Source organism: Shinella agrisoli, from assembly GCF_046557955.1.
Lineage (GTDB): Bacteria > Pseudomonadota > Alphaproteobacteria > Rhizobiales > Rhizobiaceae > Shinella.
The window spans coordinates 65,283-82,947 of the sequence record NZ_JBJIEP010000009.1; the positions used below are offsets into that span (position 1 = coordinate 65,283).

At 69.2% G+C, this 17,665-nt stretch carries 12 protein-coding genes; 7 read left to right on the top strand and 5 right to left on the bottom strand.

Features of this window, described 5'->3' with window-relative positions; all coding sequences use genetic code 11:
* Positions 1-90: 90 nt before the first annotated feature.
* The 7 genes from ACIIOY_RS11610 to ACIIOY_RS11640 all read left to right on the top strand — a co-directional run bounded on the left by ACIIOY_RS11610 (position 91) and on the right by ACIIOY_RS11640 (position 7,215).
* Positions 91-1,701, top strand: coding sequence for an ABC transporter substrate-binding protein (locus ACIIOY_RS11610; RefSeq protein ID WP_411034827.1), 1,611 nt, complete (start codon positions 91-93; stop codon positions 1,699-1,701).
* A gap of 43 nt (positions 1,702-1,744) precedes the next feature.
* The gene (locus ACIIOY_RS11615) at positions 1,745-2,734 is read left to right on the top strand and encodes an ABC transporter permease (RefSeq protein WP_411034828.1); all 990 of its coding nucleotides are present in this window, start codon (positions 1,745-1,747) and stop codon (positions 2,732-2,734) included.
* Entirely contained in the window at positions 2,731-3,561 is an 831-nt protein-coding gene (locus ACIIOY_RS11620) for an ABC transporter permease (RefSeq protein ID WP_411034829.1), read from the top strand. Before ACIIOY_RS11615 ends, ACIIOY_RS11620 begins: the two co-directional genes overlap by 4 nt.
* Positions 3,558-4,343 carry an ABC transporter ATP-binding protein gene (locus ACIIOY_RS11625; RefSeq protein WP_411034830.1) on the top strand — a complete coding sequence of 262 codons (786 nt, stop codon included), beginning with the start codon at positions 3,558-3,560 and terminating at the stop codon, positions 4,341-4,343. The genes ACIIOY_RS11620 and ACIIOY_RS11625 overlap by 4 nt, the downstream gene beginning before the upstream one ends.
* The gene (locus tag ACIIOY_RS11630; protein WP_411034831.1) at positions 4,340-5,131 is read left to right on the top strand and encodes an ABC transporter ATP-binding protein; all 792 of its coding nucleotides are present in this window, start codon (positions 4,340-4,342) and stop codon (positions 5,129-5,131) included. Before ACIIOY_RS11625 ends, ACIIOY_RS11630 begins: the two co-directional genes overlap by 4 nt.
* Positions 5,121-6,215 carry a pyridoxal-phosphate-dependent aminotransferase family protein gene (locus ACIIOY_RS11635; protein ID WP_411034832.1) on the top strand — a complete coding sequence of 365 codons (1,095 nt, stop codon included), beginning with the start codon at positions 5,121-5,123 and terminating at the stop codon, positions 6,213-6,215. Before ACIIOY_RS11630 ends, ACIIOY_RS11635 begins: the two co-directional genes overlap by 11 nt.
* A gap of 91 nt (positions 6,216-6,306) precedes the next feature.
* Positions 6,307-7,215 (top strand): SMP-30/gluconolactonase/LRE family protein, encoded by a 909-nt coding sequence (locus tag ACIIOY_RS11640; protein WP_411034833.1) that lies wholly within the window; start codon positions 6,307-6,309, stop codon positions 7,213-7,215.
* A 45-nt stretch (positions 7,216-7,260) separates the two neighbouring features.
* On the opposite strand, the gene ACIIOY_RS11645 is transcribed toward ACIIOY_RS11640, so the two are convergent.
* The 5 genes from ACIIOY_RS11645 to ACIIOY_RS11665 form a co-directional block, all read right to left on the bottom strand.
* The gene (locus tag ACIIOY_RS11645; protein ID WP_411034834.1) at positions 7,261-9,021 is read right to left on the bottom strand and encodes a sulfite reductase subunit alpha; all 1,761 of its coding nucleotides are present in this window, start codon (positions 9,019-9,021) and stop codon (positions 7,261-7,263) included.
* Between the two features lie 10 nt (positions 9,022-9,031).
* Positions 9,032-14,527: a glutamate synthase-related protein gene (locus tag ACIIOY_RS11650; RefSeq protein WP_411034835.1), complete on the bottom strand. Its 5,496-nt coding sequence runs from the start codon at positions 14,525-14,527 to the stop codon at positions 9,032-9,034.
* Between the two features lie 166 nt (positions 14,528-14,693).
* On the bottom strand, positions 14,694-15,773 hold the full coding sequence (locus ACIIOY_RS11655; protein WP_411034836.1) for a DUF2218 domain-containing protein: 1,080 nt from the start codon (positions 15,771-15,773) through the stop codon (positions 14,694-14,696).
* Positions 15,770-16,633, bottom strand: a complete 864-nt coding sequence (locus ACIIOY_RS11660; protein ID WP_411034837.1) for an ABC transporter ATP-binding protein — start codon at positions 16,631-16,633, stop codon at positions 15,770-15,772. The genes ACIIOY_RS11655 and ACIIOY_RS11660 overlap by 4 nt, the downstream gene beginning before the upstream one ends.
* Complete coding sequence (locus ACIIOY_RS11665) at positions 16,630-17,664, bottom strand: FecCD family ABC transporter permease (RefSeq protein ID WP_411034838.1); 1,035 nt, start codon at positions 17,662-17,664, stop codon at positions 16,630-16,632. Before ACIIOY_RS11665 ends, ACIIOY_RS11660 begins: the two co-directional genes overlap by 4 nt.
* Position 17,665 lies beyond the last annotated feature (1 nt).

Consider the following 17,665-nt stretch of genomic DNA (forward strand, 5'->3'; position numbering starts at 1 on the left):
TTGCAAGGTGCAGCGTGAGAATTTCCTGTCTGTGCTGGCAGGCGATTCGCCGCCAATATCCGGACCGACACCTCAACGCAGGAGAGACCGATGCTGACCGCGACCCCAACCCGGCGAACCTTCTTGCAGGCGGGTGCAGCGCTGCTCGCCTCGACCGCCCTGCCGACCCTCGTCTTCGCGCAGGAGGCGCCTTCCGGCCGCCGGCTGATCGTTGCGGCCGACTCCGAGCCGAAGAACCTCAATCCGGCGATCGTCGCCTCGAACGGCGTGTTCTTCGTCGCAAGCAAGGTGGTGGAGCCGCTGGCCGAGGCCTCCTTCGACGGGAAGGACGGGCTGGCGCCGCGTCTTGCCACGGCCTGGGAGGGATCGCAGGACGGTCTTTCGGTGACGTTCCGCCTGCGCGAGGGCGTGACCTGGCATGACGGGAAACCCTTCACGTCCGCCGACGTCGCCTTTTCCGCGCTCAACGTCTGGAAGCCGCTGCAGAACCTCGGGCGCGTCGTCTTCGCCAACCTGGAGACGGTCGAGACGCCGGACGACGCCACCGCCGTCTTCCGCTTCTCCAGGCCGACGCCGCTCCAGCTCATCCGCAATGCGCTGCCCGTCGTCAGCAGCGTCATTCCCAAGCATCTCTACGAGGGCACGGACATCGCCGCGAACCCGGCGAACATCCGGCTCGTCGGCACCGGACCGTTCCGCTTTGCCGAATACAAGCCCGGCGAATATTACCGCCTGACGCGCAACGAGGCCTATTGGGACAAATCGCAGCCGAAGCTCGACGAGATCGTCTTCCGCGTGCTGCCGGACCGCGCCGCCGCGGGCTCCGCGCTCGAGGCGGAGGAAATCCACCTTGCGGCCTTCTCCGCCGTGCCGCTCACCGATCTCGATCGCATTTCCAAGGTGCCGGGCATCAAGGTGATCACCAAGGGCTACGAGGCGCTCACCTACCAGCTGGTCGTGGAGATCAACCACCGCCGCAAGGAGCTCGCCGACCTCAAGGTGCGCCAGGCGATCGCCCATGCCATCGACAGGAAATTCGTGGTCGACACGATCTTCCTCGGCTATGCAAGCGCCTCCACCGGCCCCGTGCCGAAGAACGCGCCGGAATTCTACGACGCCGACGTGCCGGCCTACGAGTTCGACGTCGACAAGGCCAATGCGCTGCTCGACGAGGCGGGCCATGCCAGGGGGCCGGACGGCAAGCGCTTCTCGCTGAAGCTGCGCCCGGCGCCCTATTTCAACGAGACGCGCCAGTTCGGCGATTACCTGCGCCAGGCGCTCGCGGCCATCGGCATCGACGCGGAACTGGTCAACGCCGATTCCGCGGCCCACCAGAAAGCAGTCTATACCGACCACGACTTCGACCTCGCCGTCGCCCCGCCGGTCTTCCGCGGCGACCCGGCGATCTCCACCACCATCCTCGTCCAGTCCGGCATCCCCGCCGGCGTCGGCTTCTCGAACCAGGGTGGCTACGCCAACGCGGAACTCGACGCGGTGATCGCCAAGGCGGCCGAGACGGTCGATACGGCGGCGCGCACGGACCTCTACCGGCAGTTCCAGAAGCTGGTCGTATCCGACCTGCCGCTGATCAACGTCGCCGAATGGGGGTTCATCACCGTCGCCCGCGACACGGTGCTGAACGTCGCCAGCAATCCGCGCTGGGCCGTCTCCAACTGGGCAGATACCGCGCTGCAGTCGTGATAGGCTCGGCCGCCCGAAAGAACATGGCGAGGCCTTCCGCAGCGTGAACCGTGCCCTTCGATTGCTGAGAAGCCGCGCGTCCAGCAGCATTCCCGTGCTGCTGATCGTCGTCGTCCTGACGTTCCTGCTGCTGGAAGCGGCCGCGGGCGATGCCGTCGACGCCTATCTCCTCTCGATCGGCGGGGGCGACGCGGCCATAGCGCGATCGCTGCGCGCGGCCTACGGCCTCGACCAGTCCATGCCGGCGCGGCTCTGGCTCTACCTCACCTCGCTCGCCCGCCTCGATCTCGGCTGGTCGGTCGCCTTCGACCGGCCGGTGCGCGACCTCATCCTCGAACGCCTTCCCAATACGCTCCTGCTCATGGGCAGCGCCACCGCGCTTTCCTTCGCGATCGGCTCGGCGCTCGGCATTCTCGCGGGGGCGAAGCCGGGAAGCGGCCGCGACCGGCTCCTTTCCACGCTCTCGCTCGTCCTCTACGCCATACCGGGCTTCTGGCTCGGCCTCGTCCTCAGCATCGTCTTTGCCGTGCAGTTGCGCTGGCTTCCGACATCCGGCATCGAGACGATCGCCTCCGGGCGCACGGGATTGTCCCGCGCCGCCGACATCGCGGCCCATCTGGTGCTGCCGGTCGGCACGCTGACGCTGGTCTACATGGCGCTCTTCCTGCGCGTGATGCGCGCCGGAATGGCCGAGGTCTGGGGGATGGACTTCGTGCTTTTCGCCCGGTCCAAGGGGCTTTCGCGGGCGCGGATCGTGCTGCGGCATGTGGCGCGCAACGCGCTGCTGCCGCTCGTCACCATGCTCGGCCTGCAATCGGCCGCCATGCTCGGCGGCAGCGTCGTCATCGAGAGCATCTTCGCCATACCCGGCTTCGGGCGCCTCGCGCAGGAGGCGGTGAGCGGCCGCGACACGGCGCTTCTTTCCGGCATCATCGTCGTGAGCGCGGTGCTGGTGATCCTCGTCAACCTCGCGGTCGACATCGTCTACGCCGCGCTCGATCCGCGCGTCGGCGCTGCGGAGCGCGGCGCATGAGCGTGCTGCGGAACGTGCTGCGCACGCCCGAGGGTGCGACGGGGCTCGCCCTTCTTGCCATCCTTGCGCTCGTCGCGCTCCTTGCGCCCGTGCTTTTCCCGGGCGATCCGCTGCGGATCGCCGGCCGCGCGCTGACGGCGCCGTTCACCGACCCGGCCTTTCCCCTCGGCACCGACAGGCTGGGGCGCGACGTGCTGGCGGGCATCGTGCACGGCGCCCGGACCTCGCTGCTCGTCGGGCTCGCGGCGGCTCTCGCGGCCCTTGCCGTCGGCCTTTGCGTGGGGCTTGCGGCCGGCTTTGCCGGCGGGATCGTCGACGAGGCGCTGATGCGCGTGGTCGATGCCTTCCAGATCGTGCCGAGCTTCCTTCTGGCGCTCGCCTTCGTCAGCGTCGTCGGCGCTTCCGTGCCGGTCGTGGTCATCGCCATCGCGCTCGGCGCCTGGGCCGACCCGGCGCGGCTCACGCGGGCGCAGGTGCTTTCCGTGCGCGAGCGCGACTATGTCGCGTCGGCGCGCGTTATCGGCATGCATCCGGCGGAGATCGCCTTCAGGGAAATCCTGCCGCACGTGCTGCCGCCGGTGCTGGCGCTCTCCGCCATCATCGTCGCGGCCGCGATCCTGACGGAGGCGGCGCTCTCCTTCCTCGGCCTCGGCGATCCGAACATCGTCACCTGGGGATCGATGATCGCCGAGGGGCGCAACGTCCTGCGCTCCTCGCCCTTCCTTTCGATCTTCCCCGGCATCGCGCTGGTCGTGGCGGTCATCGGCGTCTACCTCCTGAGCGAGGGACTGGGCAAGGCCCTCTCCGGCCGGGGAGGGGCGGCATGACGACGGTGCTTTGCGCGGTGAGGCGGCTCTCCGTCACCTATCGCGGGCAGCAGGCGCCCGCATTGACGGGCCTCGACCTCGATATCCGCGCCGGCGAACGGCTCGCGATCATCGGCGAGAGCGGATCGGGCAAGAGCACCTTCGCGCGCACGCTCGCCGGCCTCCTGCCGGCAGGGGCGACGGTCGCGGGGGACCTGCGCTGGGCCGGCGGGCATGCCCCCCGCGCGGGGCGTAACGTCGGTTTCGTCTTCCAGGATCCGTCCGCCAGCCTCAACCCGGTGCTGACGGTCGGCGAACAGGTGGCGGAAGGCGCCCGCCGCCATCTCGGCCTTTCCCGGAGGGAGGCGCTTTTCCGGGCGGTCGAGATGCTGGGGCGGGTCCATCTGCCGGATCCGGAAAGGACCGTGAAGGCGTTCCCGCACCAGCTCTCCGGCGGCCAGCGCCAGCGGGTGGCCATCGCCGCCGCGCTTGCCGCAAGACCGGGCCTCCTGATCGCCGACGAACCCACCAGCGCGTTGGACATGGTCGTGCAGGCGGAGATCGTTGCGCTGCTCGGCGAGCTCGTCCGCGGTGCCGGCATGACGCTCGTCTTCGTCACCCACGACATCGCGCTCGCCTCCGGCTTTGCCGACCGGGTGGCGATCTTCCGGGATGGCGCGCTCGTCGAAGCGGGGCCGACCCGCGCGGTCCTGGCCGCGCCGCAGGCCGCCTATACGGCCATGCTGATCGCCAGCCACCGCGGTCTCGCCACGCCGCCGCTGGTCCGCGGAGCGGACCGATGACGTTGCTCGACGTGGAGAACCTCAGCAAGCGCTATACCTCCGGCGGCCGCGCCGTGACGGCCCTCGACGGCGTCTCGCTGACCCTTTCCGCCGGCGAGACGCTCGGCCTTGCCGGTGCGTCGGGCAGCGGCAAGTCGACCCTCGCGCGCGTTCTCACCCGCCTCGTTCCGGCGGACGGCGGCGCCGTGCGCTTCGGCGGCGAGGACTGGCTTGCCCTTTCCGGCGGAAGGTTGCGCAGGCGGCGGGCGAAGATGCAGATGGTCTTCCAGGACGTGCTCGGCGCCTTCAACCCGCGTGCCACGGTGGCCTCCGTCATCGCGGACCCGCTGCGCATCCACGCCGTCGTGCCCAGGGCGGAGCGGGAAAGGGAGGTCGCGGCGCTGCTCGATCGCGTCGGCCTGCCGGCCTCCTACGGCGCGCGATCGATCCGCGACGTCTCCGGCGGCCAGCGCCAGCGCATCGCCATCGCGCGGGCGATCGCCTCGCGGCCGGCTCTGATCGTGCTCGACGAGGCGGTGTCCGCCCTCGACGTCTCGCTGCGTGAAAAAATCCTCGAACTGCTCGTCGCGTTGCAGGAGGAACGCGGTATCGCCTATCTCTTCGTGTCGCATGACCTTGCGGTGCTCGCCGCCGTCTCGCACCGTATCGCCGTCATGGAGGCGGGCCGGATCGTGGAGACCGGGCCGGCCGCACGCGTGATCGGCGACCCGCAATCGTCTGCTGCCCGCGCGCTGGTGCGGGCCGTGCCGCGCCTCCTCATCGAACAGGAAAACCGCAATGGCGTTTGACCGCTGGAATCCCCTCAACGACGCTCCCGCCTTCCCGCCCGAGCGCTTCGGCCGCCTCGCCGACCGGCTCGGCAGGATCCTGAAGACCCGGAACGACATCCTGCTCTTCCAGACGGAGGCGGTCGTCGCGCTGGAGGCCGTGGCGGCGAGCCTCGCCCGGCCGGGGCTGAAGGCGATCAACATCGTGACCAGCCCGTTCGGGGCATGGTTCGGCGGCTGGCTGCGCCGCGGCGGCGCGGCGGTCGTGACGCTCGAGGCGGAACCGGCCCGGCCGATCGAAGCCGACGCCGTGACCGCGGCCTTCGACGCCCATCCGGAGGCCAAGGTCGTCGTCTTTTGCCATGCGGAATCGGCGAACGGCGTGCTCAACCCGCTGGAGGACATCGTCGCGGCCGCCCATGCGCGCGGCATCGTGACGGTGGTGGACGCCGTGGCGTCGGTCGGCGGCCACGCGCTGGACGTCGATGCCCTCGGCGTCGACGTGGCGGTGATCGGCCCGCAGAAAGCGCTGGCCGGCCCGGCCGGCGTCTCGGCGCTTTCGGTGAGCCCCACCGCCTGGCGCCTGATAGGCGCGGAAGGCGGCCCGCGGGATTCGACGCTTTCCCTCATCGACCGCAGGGCCTGGCTCGAGGCCGGCCGCGGCGCGCTTCCCGGCACGTCGGCCCCGCTGGAATTCTTCGCGCTCGAGGCGGCACTCGACCGCTTCGAGGCGGAAGGGGCCGACGCCGTCCTCGCCCGCCACGCCCGGGCGGCAGAGGCGACGCGCGATGGTCTCGTCGCCCTCGGTGCCGATCCGTGGGCCCAGCCCGGCCGCGCCTCCCATCTCGTCACGACGGCGAAATTGCCTGATGGCGTGGACATGGACACGCTCCTCGCCGCCGCCGCGCATCTCGAAACGGACATGTCGGCGGGCATCGGCCCGGGTGCGGAAACCCTCGTGCGCTTCAACCATACCGGCCAGCGCGCCCGCTTCGAGGCCGTGCTCGGCAATGTCGTCGCCTATGGCATCGCCCTCCGCAGGCTCGGCGCCGGGGCGGATGTCGCCGCGGCAGCGGCGGCCGTCGCCGCGCGCTATACGGATTGAGGGCGGGATAGCGGTTCCTTGAAAGCTGAAACGCCCTGGTCGTGGGCCGTCGCAGCCGCTAAATGTGCTTTCATCGCAAGGGAGGTGCGGGATGTCGTTTTTTATAGCCGAGGAGCCTGAATTCTCCACGTTCGTCCTGGGCAATGCGCCGCTCAAGAAGCTTGCCGGCGGGTTCGACTGGGCCGAGGGACCGGTGTGGTTCGGCGATCACGACTGCCTGCTGTTCTCAGACATTCCGAGCAACCGCATGCTGCGCTGGAGCCCGGCGCTCGGCATCACGACCTTCCGCGAGCCGTCGAATTTTTCCAACGGCAACACGCGCGACCGGGAGGGCCGGCTGGTGACCTGCGAGCACGGCACGCGCCGCGTGACGCGCACCGAGCATGACGGCACGATCACCGTGATCGCCGACCGCTTCGAGGGCAAGCCGCTGAATTCGCCGAACGACGTGGTCGTCGCCTCGGACGGGGCGATCTGGTTCACCGATCCGCATTACGGGATCGCGTCCGACTATGAGGGCACGCGCTCGCCGCAGGAGCTGCCCTGCAACGTCTATCGGGTCGACCCGCATTCCGGCCGCCTGCATGCCGTGCTCACCGATTTCCGCTGCCCGAACGGACTTGCCTTCAGCCCGGACGAGACACGGCTTTACGTCGCCGATACGGGGCGCATCCACACCGACGATCCGCGCCATATCCGCGCCTTCGACGTCGGCGCGGACTGGACGCTTGGCGGCGGGGAGGTCTTCCATACGATCGCGCCCGGTTGCGCGGACGGCATGCGCGTGGACGAGAGGGGCAACCTCTGGTCTTCCGCCGGTGACGGGGTGCATTGCATTGCGCCGGACGGCCGCCTGCTCGGCAGGATCCTCGTGCCGGAGACCGTCTCCAATGTCTGCTTCGGCGGCAGGAACGGCCACCGCCTCTTCATCACGGCGACGACCTCCCTCTATGCCGTCTCGCTCGCCGTTCGCGGCGCCAAGACGCCGCCGCGCGCCTGAAGGACGAGGCTCGATCTGCCCGGGCCGTTGCCGCAAGGCGGCATGTCAATAAACGTCGCGCAGGTAACGCTTCTCGCGCTTCAGGCCGGCCACGTAGTCGGCGGCCCTGTCTTCCGTCATGCCGCCATGGACGGCGACGATCTCCGCCAGCGCGTCGTCCACGTCGCGCGCCATGCGGCTGGCATCGCCGCACACGTAGAAGGACGCGCCTTCCTCCAGCCAGGCATGGAGCGCCTTGCCGTTCTCGCGCATGCGGGTCTGCACGTAGATCTTCTCCTGCTGGTCGCGGGAGAAGGCGAGGTCGAGGCGCGTGAGCAGCCCGTCGCGGCTCATCCCGGCCAGTTCGTCCTCGTAGATGAAGTCGCTCTCGCGGTGCTGGTCGCCGAAGAACAGCCAGTTGCGGCCCCTGGCGCCGCGGGCGCGGCGCTCCTGCAGGAAGGCGCGGAAGGGGGCGATGCCGGTGCCCGGCCCGACCATGATCACCGGCACGTCGTTGTCGGCGGGCAGGCGGAAGGCCTTGTTCTGCGAAACGAAGATGCCCGCCGTTTGCCCTTCCGCCACCCGGTCGGCCAGGAAGGTCGAGCACACGCCGCCCCGGTCGCGGCCGTCGGCGTGATAGCGCACGCTCGCGACGGTCAGGTGGACCCTTCCGGCCGCAGCGTGCGGGCTCGACGAGATGGAGTAGGCGCGGTGCTGCAACGGCTTCAGCCATCCCAGCAGTTCCTCGGGGGAAAAGGCGGCCGGCGGCGCCAGTGCCAGCAGGTCGCAGATGTCCTTGCCCCAGAGGAAGGCGTCGAGCGCTTCCTTGTCGCCGTTGCGCAGGACATGCGTCAGCTCCTCGTTGCCGGCGCGGCGTTCCACTTCGGCGATGAGGTCGCGCGACGGGGTCGAGATCTCGTATTTCGAGGTCAGCACGGTTTCGAGCGTCACGTCCCCGGCCGGTGCCTGCGGATCGGCGCCGAGGCGGGAAAGGATGAGGCGCACAAGCGCCGGATCGTTGACCGGCATGACGCCGAGCGCGTCGCCGGCTTCGTATTCCAGCCCGCTGTCGCCGAGGTCGAATTCGTAATGGCGGATCTCCTTGCCCGAGGCGCTGCCGGAAAGCCGGCGATTGACGGCAAGGCGGGCGGGATAGGGGTTCTTGCGGCTCCAGCTGGATGCCTTCGCGGCGGCGGGGGACGGGAGCGGCCCTCCGGCCGCGATGCCCTCGGTGCCGGCCGCCGGGGCGGCAAGCGGCAGGGCCTCGCCGATCCAGGCGGCGGCCGGGTCCTCGTAGTCGATGTCGCAGTCGCGCCGGGCAAGGATGCGCGTCGCGCCGAGCTGTTCAAGGCGCATGTCGATGAGCTTGCCGGCTTGGCAGAACCCGTCGTAGCCGGTGTCGCCAAGCGCCAGCACGCCGAAGCGCAACCCCTCCAGCCTGGGGGCGGTGGAAGCGGACAGGGCTTCCCAGAAGAGCTGGGCATTGTCCGGCATCTCACCTTCGCCGTAGGTGGAGGTGACGACGATCAGCCGCTGCATGGCCGCAAGCTGATCCATCGTGACGTCGTCGAGGCCGGCGACCTGCGGTGCAAGCCCGAGGCCGCGCGCGGCGGCCGCCGCGTCCATCGCCACCCGCTCGGCATTGCCGGTCTGGGTGCCGTAGAGGATGTGCAGGCTTGCCGCCCTGTCCGGCGCCGCCGCGGCGGCGACCGCCGGCGTCCCGCCGCTGATGGCGAGGCGGGAATGGAGGCCGGCGAGGAAGCCCGCGAGCCAGGCGCGCTGGTCGGCGTTGAACGGCGCGTCCTCGGGGATGTAGGGGATCTTCATCGTCTCGGCCTCACTGTCCTGCCGGCGCGAGGCCGGACACCGCCTGCCGCGCGAACAATTCCTCGAAACTCGGGATGCGGCCGATCCGCTCGACGTTGCGGGCCGCCTGGTGGAGGATCCAGCCATAGGTGCCGGGGCTGTCGATGGAGCGCGTGTTGCGGCCCTTGAGCGCCTGCCGGTAGTCGTCGAGGCGCTTGGCCGCCACCATTACCGCGAGCGCTTCGTCGTCGTAGTCGGCAACCGCCTCGCGGGCGTAGCGGGCGAGCCTCTGCATGAGGGCGAAGTCCTCCGTCAGCAGGAGGTTGCGCACCGCCTTCTCGACGGCGGGATCGGACGGGCCGCGGGCACCCGGCACGCGGGCGAGCGCGATCGACTGGGCCATGTTGAGGACCGTGTAGTTGTTGAGCAGGGCGAACATGCCCTCCGTGTCGGTTTCGCCGTAGCCCGGCACGCTGCCGTTGAGGATCGCCCTGCGGTCGCGGTAGGCGAGCTTGAACTTGCGCACCTGGTGGGCGGCGAGCGCCGTCGCCAGTTCCTCGACGAGATCCTTGCGGCCCTTCGCCTTCAGGATGGCGTCCGAGTCCTGGTAGAGCAGCAGGGCGCGCGGCAGGCCGTAGACGAAGTTGTGCCGCTCGCTTTCCCAGTTGTCGAGCAGCCAGCGGGCCTTCGGCGAACCGGTGGCCGCCACGTGCCATTCCAGCATCAGGCGGATGGCGTCCGCATGCACGGCCGCCATCGCATCCGCCTCGTCGCCGACCGTGCCGAGAAGGATGGAATCGTGGCTCATCTTCTTCGGCAGGTCGCCATAGGGATCGTACTGGTAGACGAAGCCGCCGCTCATGCCGTTGCCGAAGCCCTTGCCGAACGACCCGAGGTTCAGCACCGCGCCGTTCGTCATGTATTCGCAGCAGAAGTCGCCGACCCCCTCGACCACGGCGGTCGCGCCGGAATTGCGCACGGCAAAGCGGTCGCCGGCCTGGCCCTCGACGAAGAGGCGCCCGCCCGTCGCGCCGAACAGGGCGAAATTGCCGACGAGCACGTTGCCGCCGGCCTCGTGCGAGCCGCCGCCCGGAGACCGCACGGCGATGACCCCGCCGCAGGCGCTCTTGCCGACCCCGTCGTTGCAGGTTCCCGTATGGGTCAAGGCCATGCCGTCGTTGCAGAAGGCGCCGAAGGACTGGCCGGCCGAGCCGGAGGTCGATATCCGCACGCTGCCGGCGTCGAGGAAGCGGCGGCCGCGGTCGTCCTGCCGCACGGCGGGAAGCCCGCGCGACTGCGCCTCTCCGAGCTCGTGGTTGAGCATGCGCTCGATGTCGATGGCGAGCTGCCCGCCGACGCTCTTGTTGCAATTGCCGAGGTGGCGGTTGCCGCCGAGCTCGACCGTCGCGCGCCTCCCCTCGATGAGGGCGGAGCGGACCAATTCGATGAAGCCGTCGTCGACGGCGTAGTCCTTCTCCATGTAGACGGGATCGGGGACCTTCACCTCCTCGACGACGGCAAGCATCGCGCGGAGGTCGAGTTGCCCGACGCTTGCGGGATGGTCGAGGAGGTGAAGGAGGTCGCTGCGGCCTCGCGCGTCACGCAGCGACTTCAGGCCGAGAGCGGCAAGGATTTCCCGCGTCTCGTGAGCGATGTTGAGGAGGTATTGCGCCAGCGCCCGCGGATCGCCGTCGAAGACCTCCGGATTGGTGGTGAGGCCCGCCGGGCACTTGACGTTGCAGTTCTTCGCCATCACGCATTTCAGCATCATCAGCGCGGTCGTGCCGAACTCGAAGCTGTCGCCGCCCAGCAGCGCCGACTTGACGAGGTCGCTCGCCGTCTGGTGCGCGCCCGAGCAGCGCAGCTGCACCTTCTGGCGCAGGCCGTTGGCGCAGAGCGCCTGGTGCACCTCGGCAATGCCGATCTCGGCGGCACGGCCGGTATATTTGAGGCTGGTGACGGCCGCCGCCCCGGTACCGCCGGTATTGCCCGCGACGTTGATGACGTCCGCGCCCGCCTTGGCGACGCCGACGGCGATCGTGCCGATGCCTTCGGAGGAGACGAGCTTGACGACGACGCGCACGCGCGCGGCCTTGCAGTCGTGGATGAGCTGGGCAAGGTCCTCGATGGAATAGGTGTCGTGGTGCGGGGGCGGGGAGACGAGCTCCACGCCCGGCGTGCCGCCGCGGGCGGCCGCGATCTCCACCGTCACCTTCTGGGCCGGCAGCTGGCCGCCTTCGCCGGGCTTGGCGCCCTGGCCGATCTTGATCTCCAGCTCCTCCAGCATCGGGTCGGCGAGATAGCCCGCCCAGATGCCGAAGCGGCCGGAGGCGAACTGCTTGATGCGCGAGGCGCGGATGGTGCCGTAGCGCGAGAGATGCTCGCCGCCTTCCCCTGAATTGGACATGCCGCCGACCATGTTGGTGCCGTGTGCGACGGCCTCGTGGGCGCTGGCGACCAGCGCGCCGTGGCTCATGGCGCCGGAGGCGAGCAGCGGCGTGATCTCGCTCGCCTTCTGCACCTGTTCCAGCGGAATGCTGTCGGGCGCCGTGCGCAGGAGCGAGAGATAGTCGCGCGCCTCCCCGCCGGCCTGCACCATCAGCGCGCCGCCTTCCAGCCAGTGGCCGAGGATGTCGCCGCCAAAGCGCATGACGAGCGACTGGCCGAGCGCGGAAAGCCGCGCCAGCTCGCCGCCCATCGGGCCGGTGAGGGCGAGGCGGAAGGTGTCGTCGGCAAGGCTTTCGCAGGACAGGCCGCGCACCATGAAGCTGTTGTTGCCCTTGCGCGAGAAACGGCCCATCTCCCTGCGGAAATCCTCCGCCGAGACGAGGTAGGTGACATCGGCCGGCAGCGCCAGCACGTCGCGCAGGGCCGCGGGCCGGCGCGTGCGCTCCTCCGTCATCTGCCGGATGAAGTTGCGGTAGCCGGGCGTGACGGCGAAGGCGTTGATCGCCTCCGGCGTCAGCTTCTCGAAGCCGTTGTTTCGGTAGGCGGCGTCATCGAGGCCGAAGGCGTCGTCCAGCCGGTTGAGCGTCAGCAGGCGCAGGAACGGGTCGTCCTCCGCCGGCGTGCCGCCGAGGGCGATCTTCTCCTCCGTCATGTCGACGAAGCCGCGCACGGCGGCCGTGCCGAAGGAATGGCCGGCGCCTTCGGCCCGCTCCTTGAAGAGGCCGAGCAGCGGGATGTCGTCCTCGCCACTCACCGTCAGCGCCCTGGCGTGCCAGTCGGCGACCGCCGCGGCGATCACCTTGAAGTTCACGCCGCCGACCGGCGTCTTCACGTTGGGGAAGTAGCGTTTCAGAACCGGGTCGTTGGTGTCGAGGAAGTTCGGCTCGAAGAATTCGCCGCCGATATAGCTCTCGGCGGTGCACAGGCCGACCTTGCCCATCGTCTTCATCAGCGCCTTTTCCGCCGCCTTGGCGAAGCGCTTGAAGGCCTTGTCGGCGTCGGCGCCGAACTTCTCCTCGGCGCGGAACTGCACGCCGAGCGGATAGACCGCCGAGGCGCCGAAGCCGAGCACGGCGGCGATATGATGCGAGGAGGCGATCTGGCCGCTTTCGACCACCAGCGACAGGCGCAGGCGCAAGCCCTCCTCGATGAGCTTCTGGTTGACCGCGGAGACGACGAGGATCATCGGCAGGGCGGCGCGCGTCCTCGCAACGTGCCTATCGGTGACGACGGCGATGCCGCCTTCCTCCCGCGCGAAGGCGGCGATGGCATCGCAGAGGCCGTCGATCGCCTGCTCCAGCGCGCGCTCGTTTCCCGCCGGGTCATCGAGGTCGGGCACATAAAGCATCTCGAAACGCCGGACCGGCGTTTCCCTCTGCTCGCGGATGCGCAGCATGTCGAGATGGGTGAGGATCGGCGAGGGCACGACGATCTGGCGGGCCGCCTTCGCGCCGATGTTCGGCTTGGCGCCGAGCGCCACGCGCAGCGTCATGCCGTCCGCCTCGCGGATCGAATCGAGCGGCGGGTTCGTCACCTGGGCGAAGCGCTGCGAGAAGTATTTCGCCACGCCTCCCTCCTGGTCGGAGAGCGCGTTGATGGCGTTGCCGTAGCCCATGGCGGAGATTTTCTCCGCCCCGGTCTGGAGCATCGGGTCCATCAGGAACTTGAAGCTCTCCTGGTTCAGCGAATAGGCGACGTAGCGCTGGTGGCGTTCGAGGTCGCCGTTGTAGCGCAGCGGCGAGCCCTGCGCGTCGGCGGGGATTTCCGGCAGTTCGGCAAGGGTCACGCGCGCCTCGCGCAGCAGCGTGCGGTAGGGGCGGCGGGCGGCCAGCATCTCCAGCGCCTCGCCGGTGCCGAAGGCGCGCCTGGCGGCGTGGTCGTAGCACAGCATGCCGCCGGCCTCGATGCGCCCGCGCCTGATGACGCTTTCCGGCGCGAACGCGATCTGCCCCGCCTCCGACATGACGCAGAGATAGTCCGCCGTCTCGACGGTGCGCAGCGGCCTCAGGCCCAGCCGGTCGAGCCGCGCGCCGATGATGTCGCCGTCGCCGAAGATCAGCGCGGCCGGCCCGTCGTTCTTCTCCTCGTAGAGCGAGAAATATTCGAGCATGGCGACCACGTCGGGCGAGAGCGTGTCGTCGTTCTCCCAGGCCGGCGGCATCATGGAGACGACGGCGGTGACGAGGTCGAGCCCGTCTTCGAGGACGCGCGTCTGCAGCGTCTGGTCGAGCCGGCAACTGTCCGACTGGCCCTTCGGCCGGATGATCGAGGCGTTCTTCGCCAGCGCGACCGCCGCTTCCGAGAGGCGGTTCTTGCGGTCGGTGTTGAGCTCGCCGTTGTGCGCCATCAGCCGGAAGGGCTGGGCCATGGAGGGATGCGGGTCGGTGTTGGTCGAGAAGCGCGTGTGGAAGTACATGGTGTGGACCGTGTGGTCCGGGTCGACGAGGTCGCGGAAGTAGGGCATGACCTCGTTCGAGTTCAGCCGGCCCTTGAGGACCTGCGTCCTGGCGCTCATCGAAAGCGGATAGAGCCCGGCAAGGCGCGGCTCGGTATAGGCGCGCGCCTCGATCGACAGCAGAGCCTTGTGGATGCGGAAATCGAATTCCGCCTGGCTGGCCGCCTCGTCGTGGCAGGAAAAGACCCATTGGCGGATCGGCAGCTGATGGCGCACCGCCGCCGGCCGGATCGCGCTTTCGTCGACCGGGACGTCGCGCTTCAGAAGCAGGGCAAATCCCTGCCCTGCGAGCGCGTCCTCGATGACGTCCTCCGCCTCCCGCTGGAAGGCCGGGTCGTTCGGCAGGAAGAAGTTCCCCACGCCGAAGCGGCGGGACTGAAGGTCGTGCCGCCCGGTCAGCTTGCGGAAGAAGCCGAGCGAAAGGTCGACCGACACGCCGGCGCCGTCCCCGACGCCTTCCGCCGACATGCCGCCGCGATGCGGCACGGCGCAGAGCGCTTCGTGGCCCTTGCGCAGCACGTCATGGGTCTGGATGCCGTCTTTTCGCGTGATGAAACCGACGCCGCAACTGCTCTTCTCTTGCGAGGGATCGTAAAGGCCGAAGGTTTCTCCGCGCAGGTCCAACGTGCTTCCTCCCGTCCATGATGTGTCAGCCTTGCTGACCTATATTAACAGGAGTAAGGGAGTCAAGTTTTTGTTCTAAAAATTCGCAGGAAGGAAGCCCGGCGCAAGAAACTGGCGCGGAGCGGGGCGCCGGGCTTCATTTCATAACAAAGTCCTGATCGCCTGGTCAGGCGGGCTCCTCCTGGACCCGGTCCCTTTCCCAGTACCAGGCGACATACATCCGCTTCCTGTCGTGCCGGCGATTCTTCAGGAAAGCGCGGACGATCCGCACGTCCTCCCTCTCGCAGGCCACCCAGACGAAGGTTTCGCCGTCGATGGAGGCAAGCGCGCTCGTCGCTGCCTCGGCAAGGACATTCGCCGCGCCGGGCGGATAGGCCTTGCGGTGCAGCCAGCGCAGGTCGAGGGCGCCTGCCGTGGGAAGCGGCTGCTCTTCTGCCGCCTCCTCCACCTCGATGATGGCCTGCATCCGCGTGCCCGCCGGCACTTCGGAGGCGATGCGGGCAATGGCGGGAAGGGCGCTTTCGTCCCCGGCGAGGAAGATCGAGCTCGCCTGGGGAAGGCCGCCGCCGCCGGGCCCGAGCAGCGCCAGCCGGTCTCCCGGCCGCGCATCCCGCGCGAAGTCGGCGCCGGGGGTCGCGATGCCGGGCGCGGGATGCTGGAGGAAGTCGATCCACAGCTCGCCGCGCTCCACGTCGACGGCGCGGATCGTATAGACGCGCACCAGAAGCCCGTCCTCGCCTTCCGGCCAGGCGATGCGCCCGTCCTCGCGCAATCCCGGCCAGACCGGTGGTCGGCCCTTGGGCGGAACGAGGATGCGGACATGCATGCCGCCGCTGAGGAAAGGCGTGACATCGGCGCAGGCCAACTTCACGCGCCGCATGTGCGGCGTCACATTCTCCGCCGAGACGACCGCGACCTCGTGGATGTTGGGCAGCCGCGCGCGCGGCGCGGGTTCGGACCAGGTCAGTTCGAGCGGTTCGCCGCCGGCAAAGTAGAACAGGTGCTCGGCGATGACCGTGCGGCTCATCTGCAGCGCCTCCTGCGTCGGGCAGGCGAGGTCGATCAGGAGCCGCCCGTCCTCCAGGCGCATGTGCGCGGTGCCGATCTCGCTCTTCAGCAGCGTGGCATTGTCCGAGCGCTGGACCTCCGCATGCTCGACGAAGTGCTCGCAGACCTCGTCGAGCATGCTTTCGGCGTCCTTCGGCAGCGCCACGCCAGAAAGCTTGAATTGCGCGGCTGCGTTCATGACGGGTCTCCTTTCTCCAAAGCCTCGATGCGGCCCGCATCGTCCTTTTCGGCGGCCTGCCCCGCGACCATCCGGTGCCGGCCGATCGGCAGCATGATCGGCCGGCCCGAGGTCGGGTCGGCGATGATACGGCTTTCGAGCCCGAAGACCTGCCGCACGTTCTCTTCCGTCAGCACGTCCTCCGGCCTGCCGGAGACATGCAGCCGCCCGTCCGCCATGACGACGAGGTGATCGGCATAGCGCCCCGCGAGGTTGAGGTCGTGCAGCACCATGACGATCGTGGTTCCGCGCATCTGGTTGAGATCGGTCAAAAGGTCCAGCACCTCGATCTGGTGGCTGATGTCGAGGAACGTCGTCGGCTCGTCGAGCAGCAGCAGCTCCGTCTGCTGCGCCAGGGCCATCGCGATCCAGACCCGCTGGCGCTGTCCGCCCGAAAGCTCGTCGACCGGCCTTTCCGCCAGCTCGACCGTCCGGGTCGCCGCGAGCGCGGCCGCGACGGCCTCGTCGTCCTGGCGCGTCCAGCGGGAGAACATGCCCTGGTGGGGATGCCTGCCGCGGCTGACGAGATCGGCGACCGTGATCCCCTCCGGGGCGATCGGCGACTGGGGAAGAAGGCCCAGCGTGCGCGCCAGCTCGCGCGAGGGAATGCGGTGGATCGACTTGCCGTCGAGCAGCACATGCCCCTGCTGCGGCGACAGGAGCCGGGACATCGTGCGCAGCAGCGTGGACTTGCCGCAGGCATTGGCGCCGACGATGACGGTGATCTTGCCGGGCGGGACCGCAAGGTCCAGGCCGTTCAGGATCATGGTGTCGCCGTAGCCGGCCGTCAGCCGGCTCGCGACGAGGGCATGGGACTTCATAGCGAACCTCCCGACCGGTTGACGCGCACAATCAGGAAAATCAGGTAGGGGGCACCCAATGCGCCGGTGACCACGCCCACGGGGTAGCGGCTCGCCAGCAGGAACTGGCCGCAATAATCGCCGATCAGCACGAGGGTCGCACCCACCAGCGCCGACGGGATCAGCAGCGATCCGCTGCTTCCGACAATGCGGGCGGCGATCGGGCCGGAGAGGAAGGCGACGAAGGCGATCGGCCCGGATATGGCCGTCGCGCTGGCGATCATGCCGACGGCGGCGACGATGATCAGCACCCGCGTTCCGGCGACCCGGACGCCGAGGGCGGCGGCGGTATCGTCTCCGAGCCTCAAGGCTTCGAGGTCGCGCGCGCGGCTCATCAGCAGGCCGCCGAAGACGACCAGGGCCACCAGGAGCGGCAGCGTCTGGCCGAGCTGCGCGCCGTTGACGCTGCCGGTCAGCCAGCGAAGGGCTTCCTGGAGGGTCCAGGCCGGGGCGTTCGACAGGATATAGGCGATGAAGCTTTCCAGCATGGCCGAAACGCCGATGCCGACGAGGATGAGGCGTGTGCCGGCAACGCCGTTGCGGAAGGACAGCGCATAGACGAGCAGCGCCACGCCGAGCCCGGCCGTCACGGCAAGGACCGAAACCATCGGTCCCTTCAGCGACAGCACGACGATCGCGAAGACCGCCGCGGCGCTCGCGCCCCAACTGATGCCGATGATGTCGGGGCTGGCGAGGGGATTGCGCAGCATGACCTGGAAGGCGACGCCGCCGAGGCCGAAGCTGAGGCCGGCGAGAACCGACAGGACCGCGCGCGGCAGCCGGAGCTGGCCGACCGTGAAAGCCACGCCCGGCACATCCTCGCCCATCAGCGCGCGCACGATGTCGCCGGGCGGCGTGAAGGATTGGCCGAGCAGCAATGTCAGCAGGAAGGACGCCGCCAGAAGGGTGAGGAGAACGGCTATGACCAGCGCGTGCCGGCGGGCGTGCCGACGGCGATTGTCAACGATGGAATCAATGATGGGCGCGAGCATC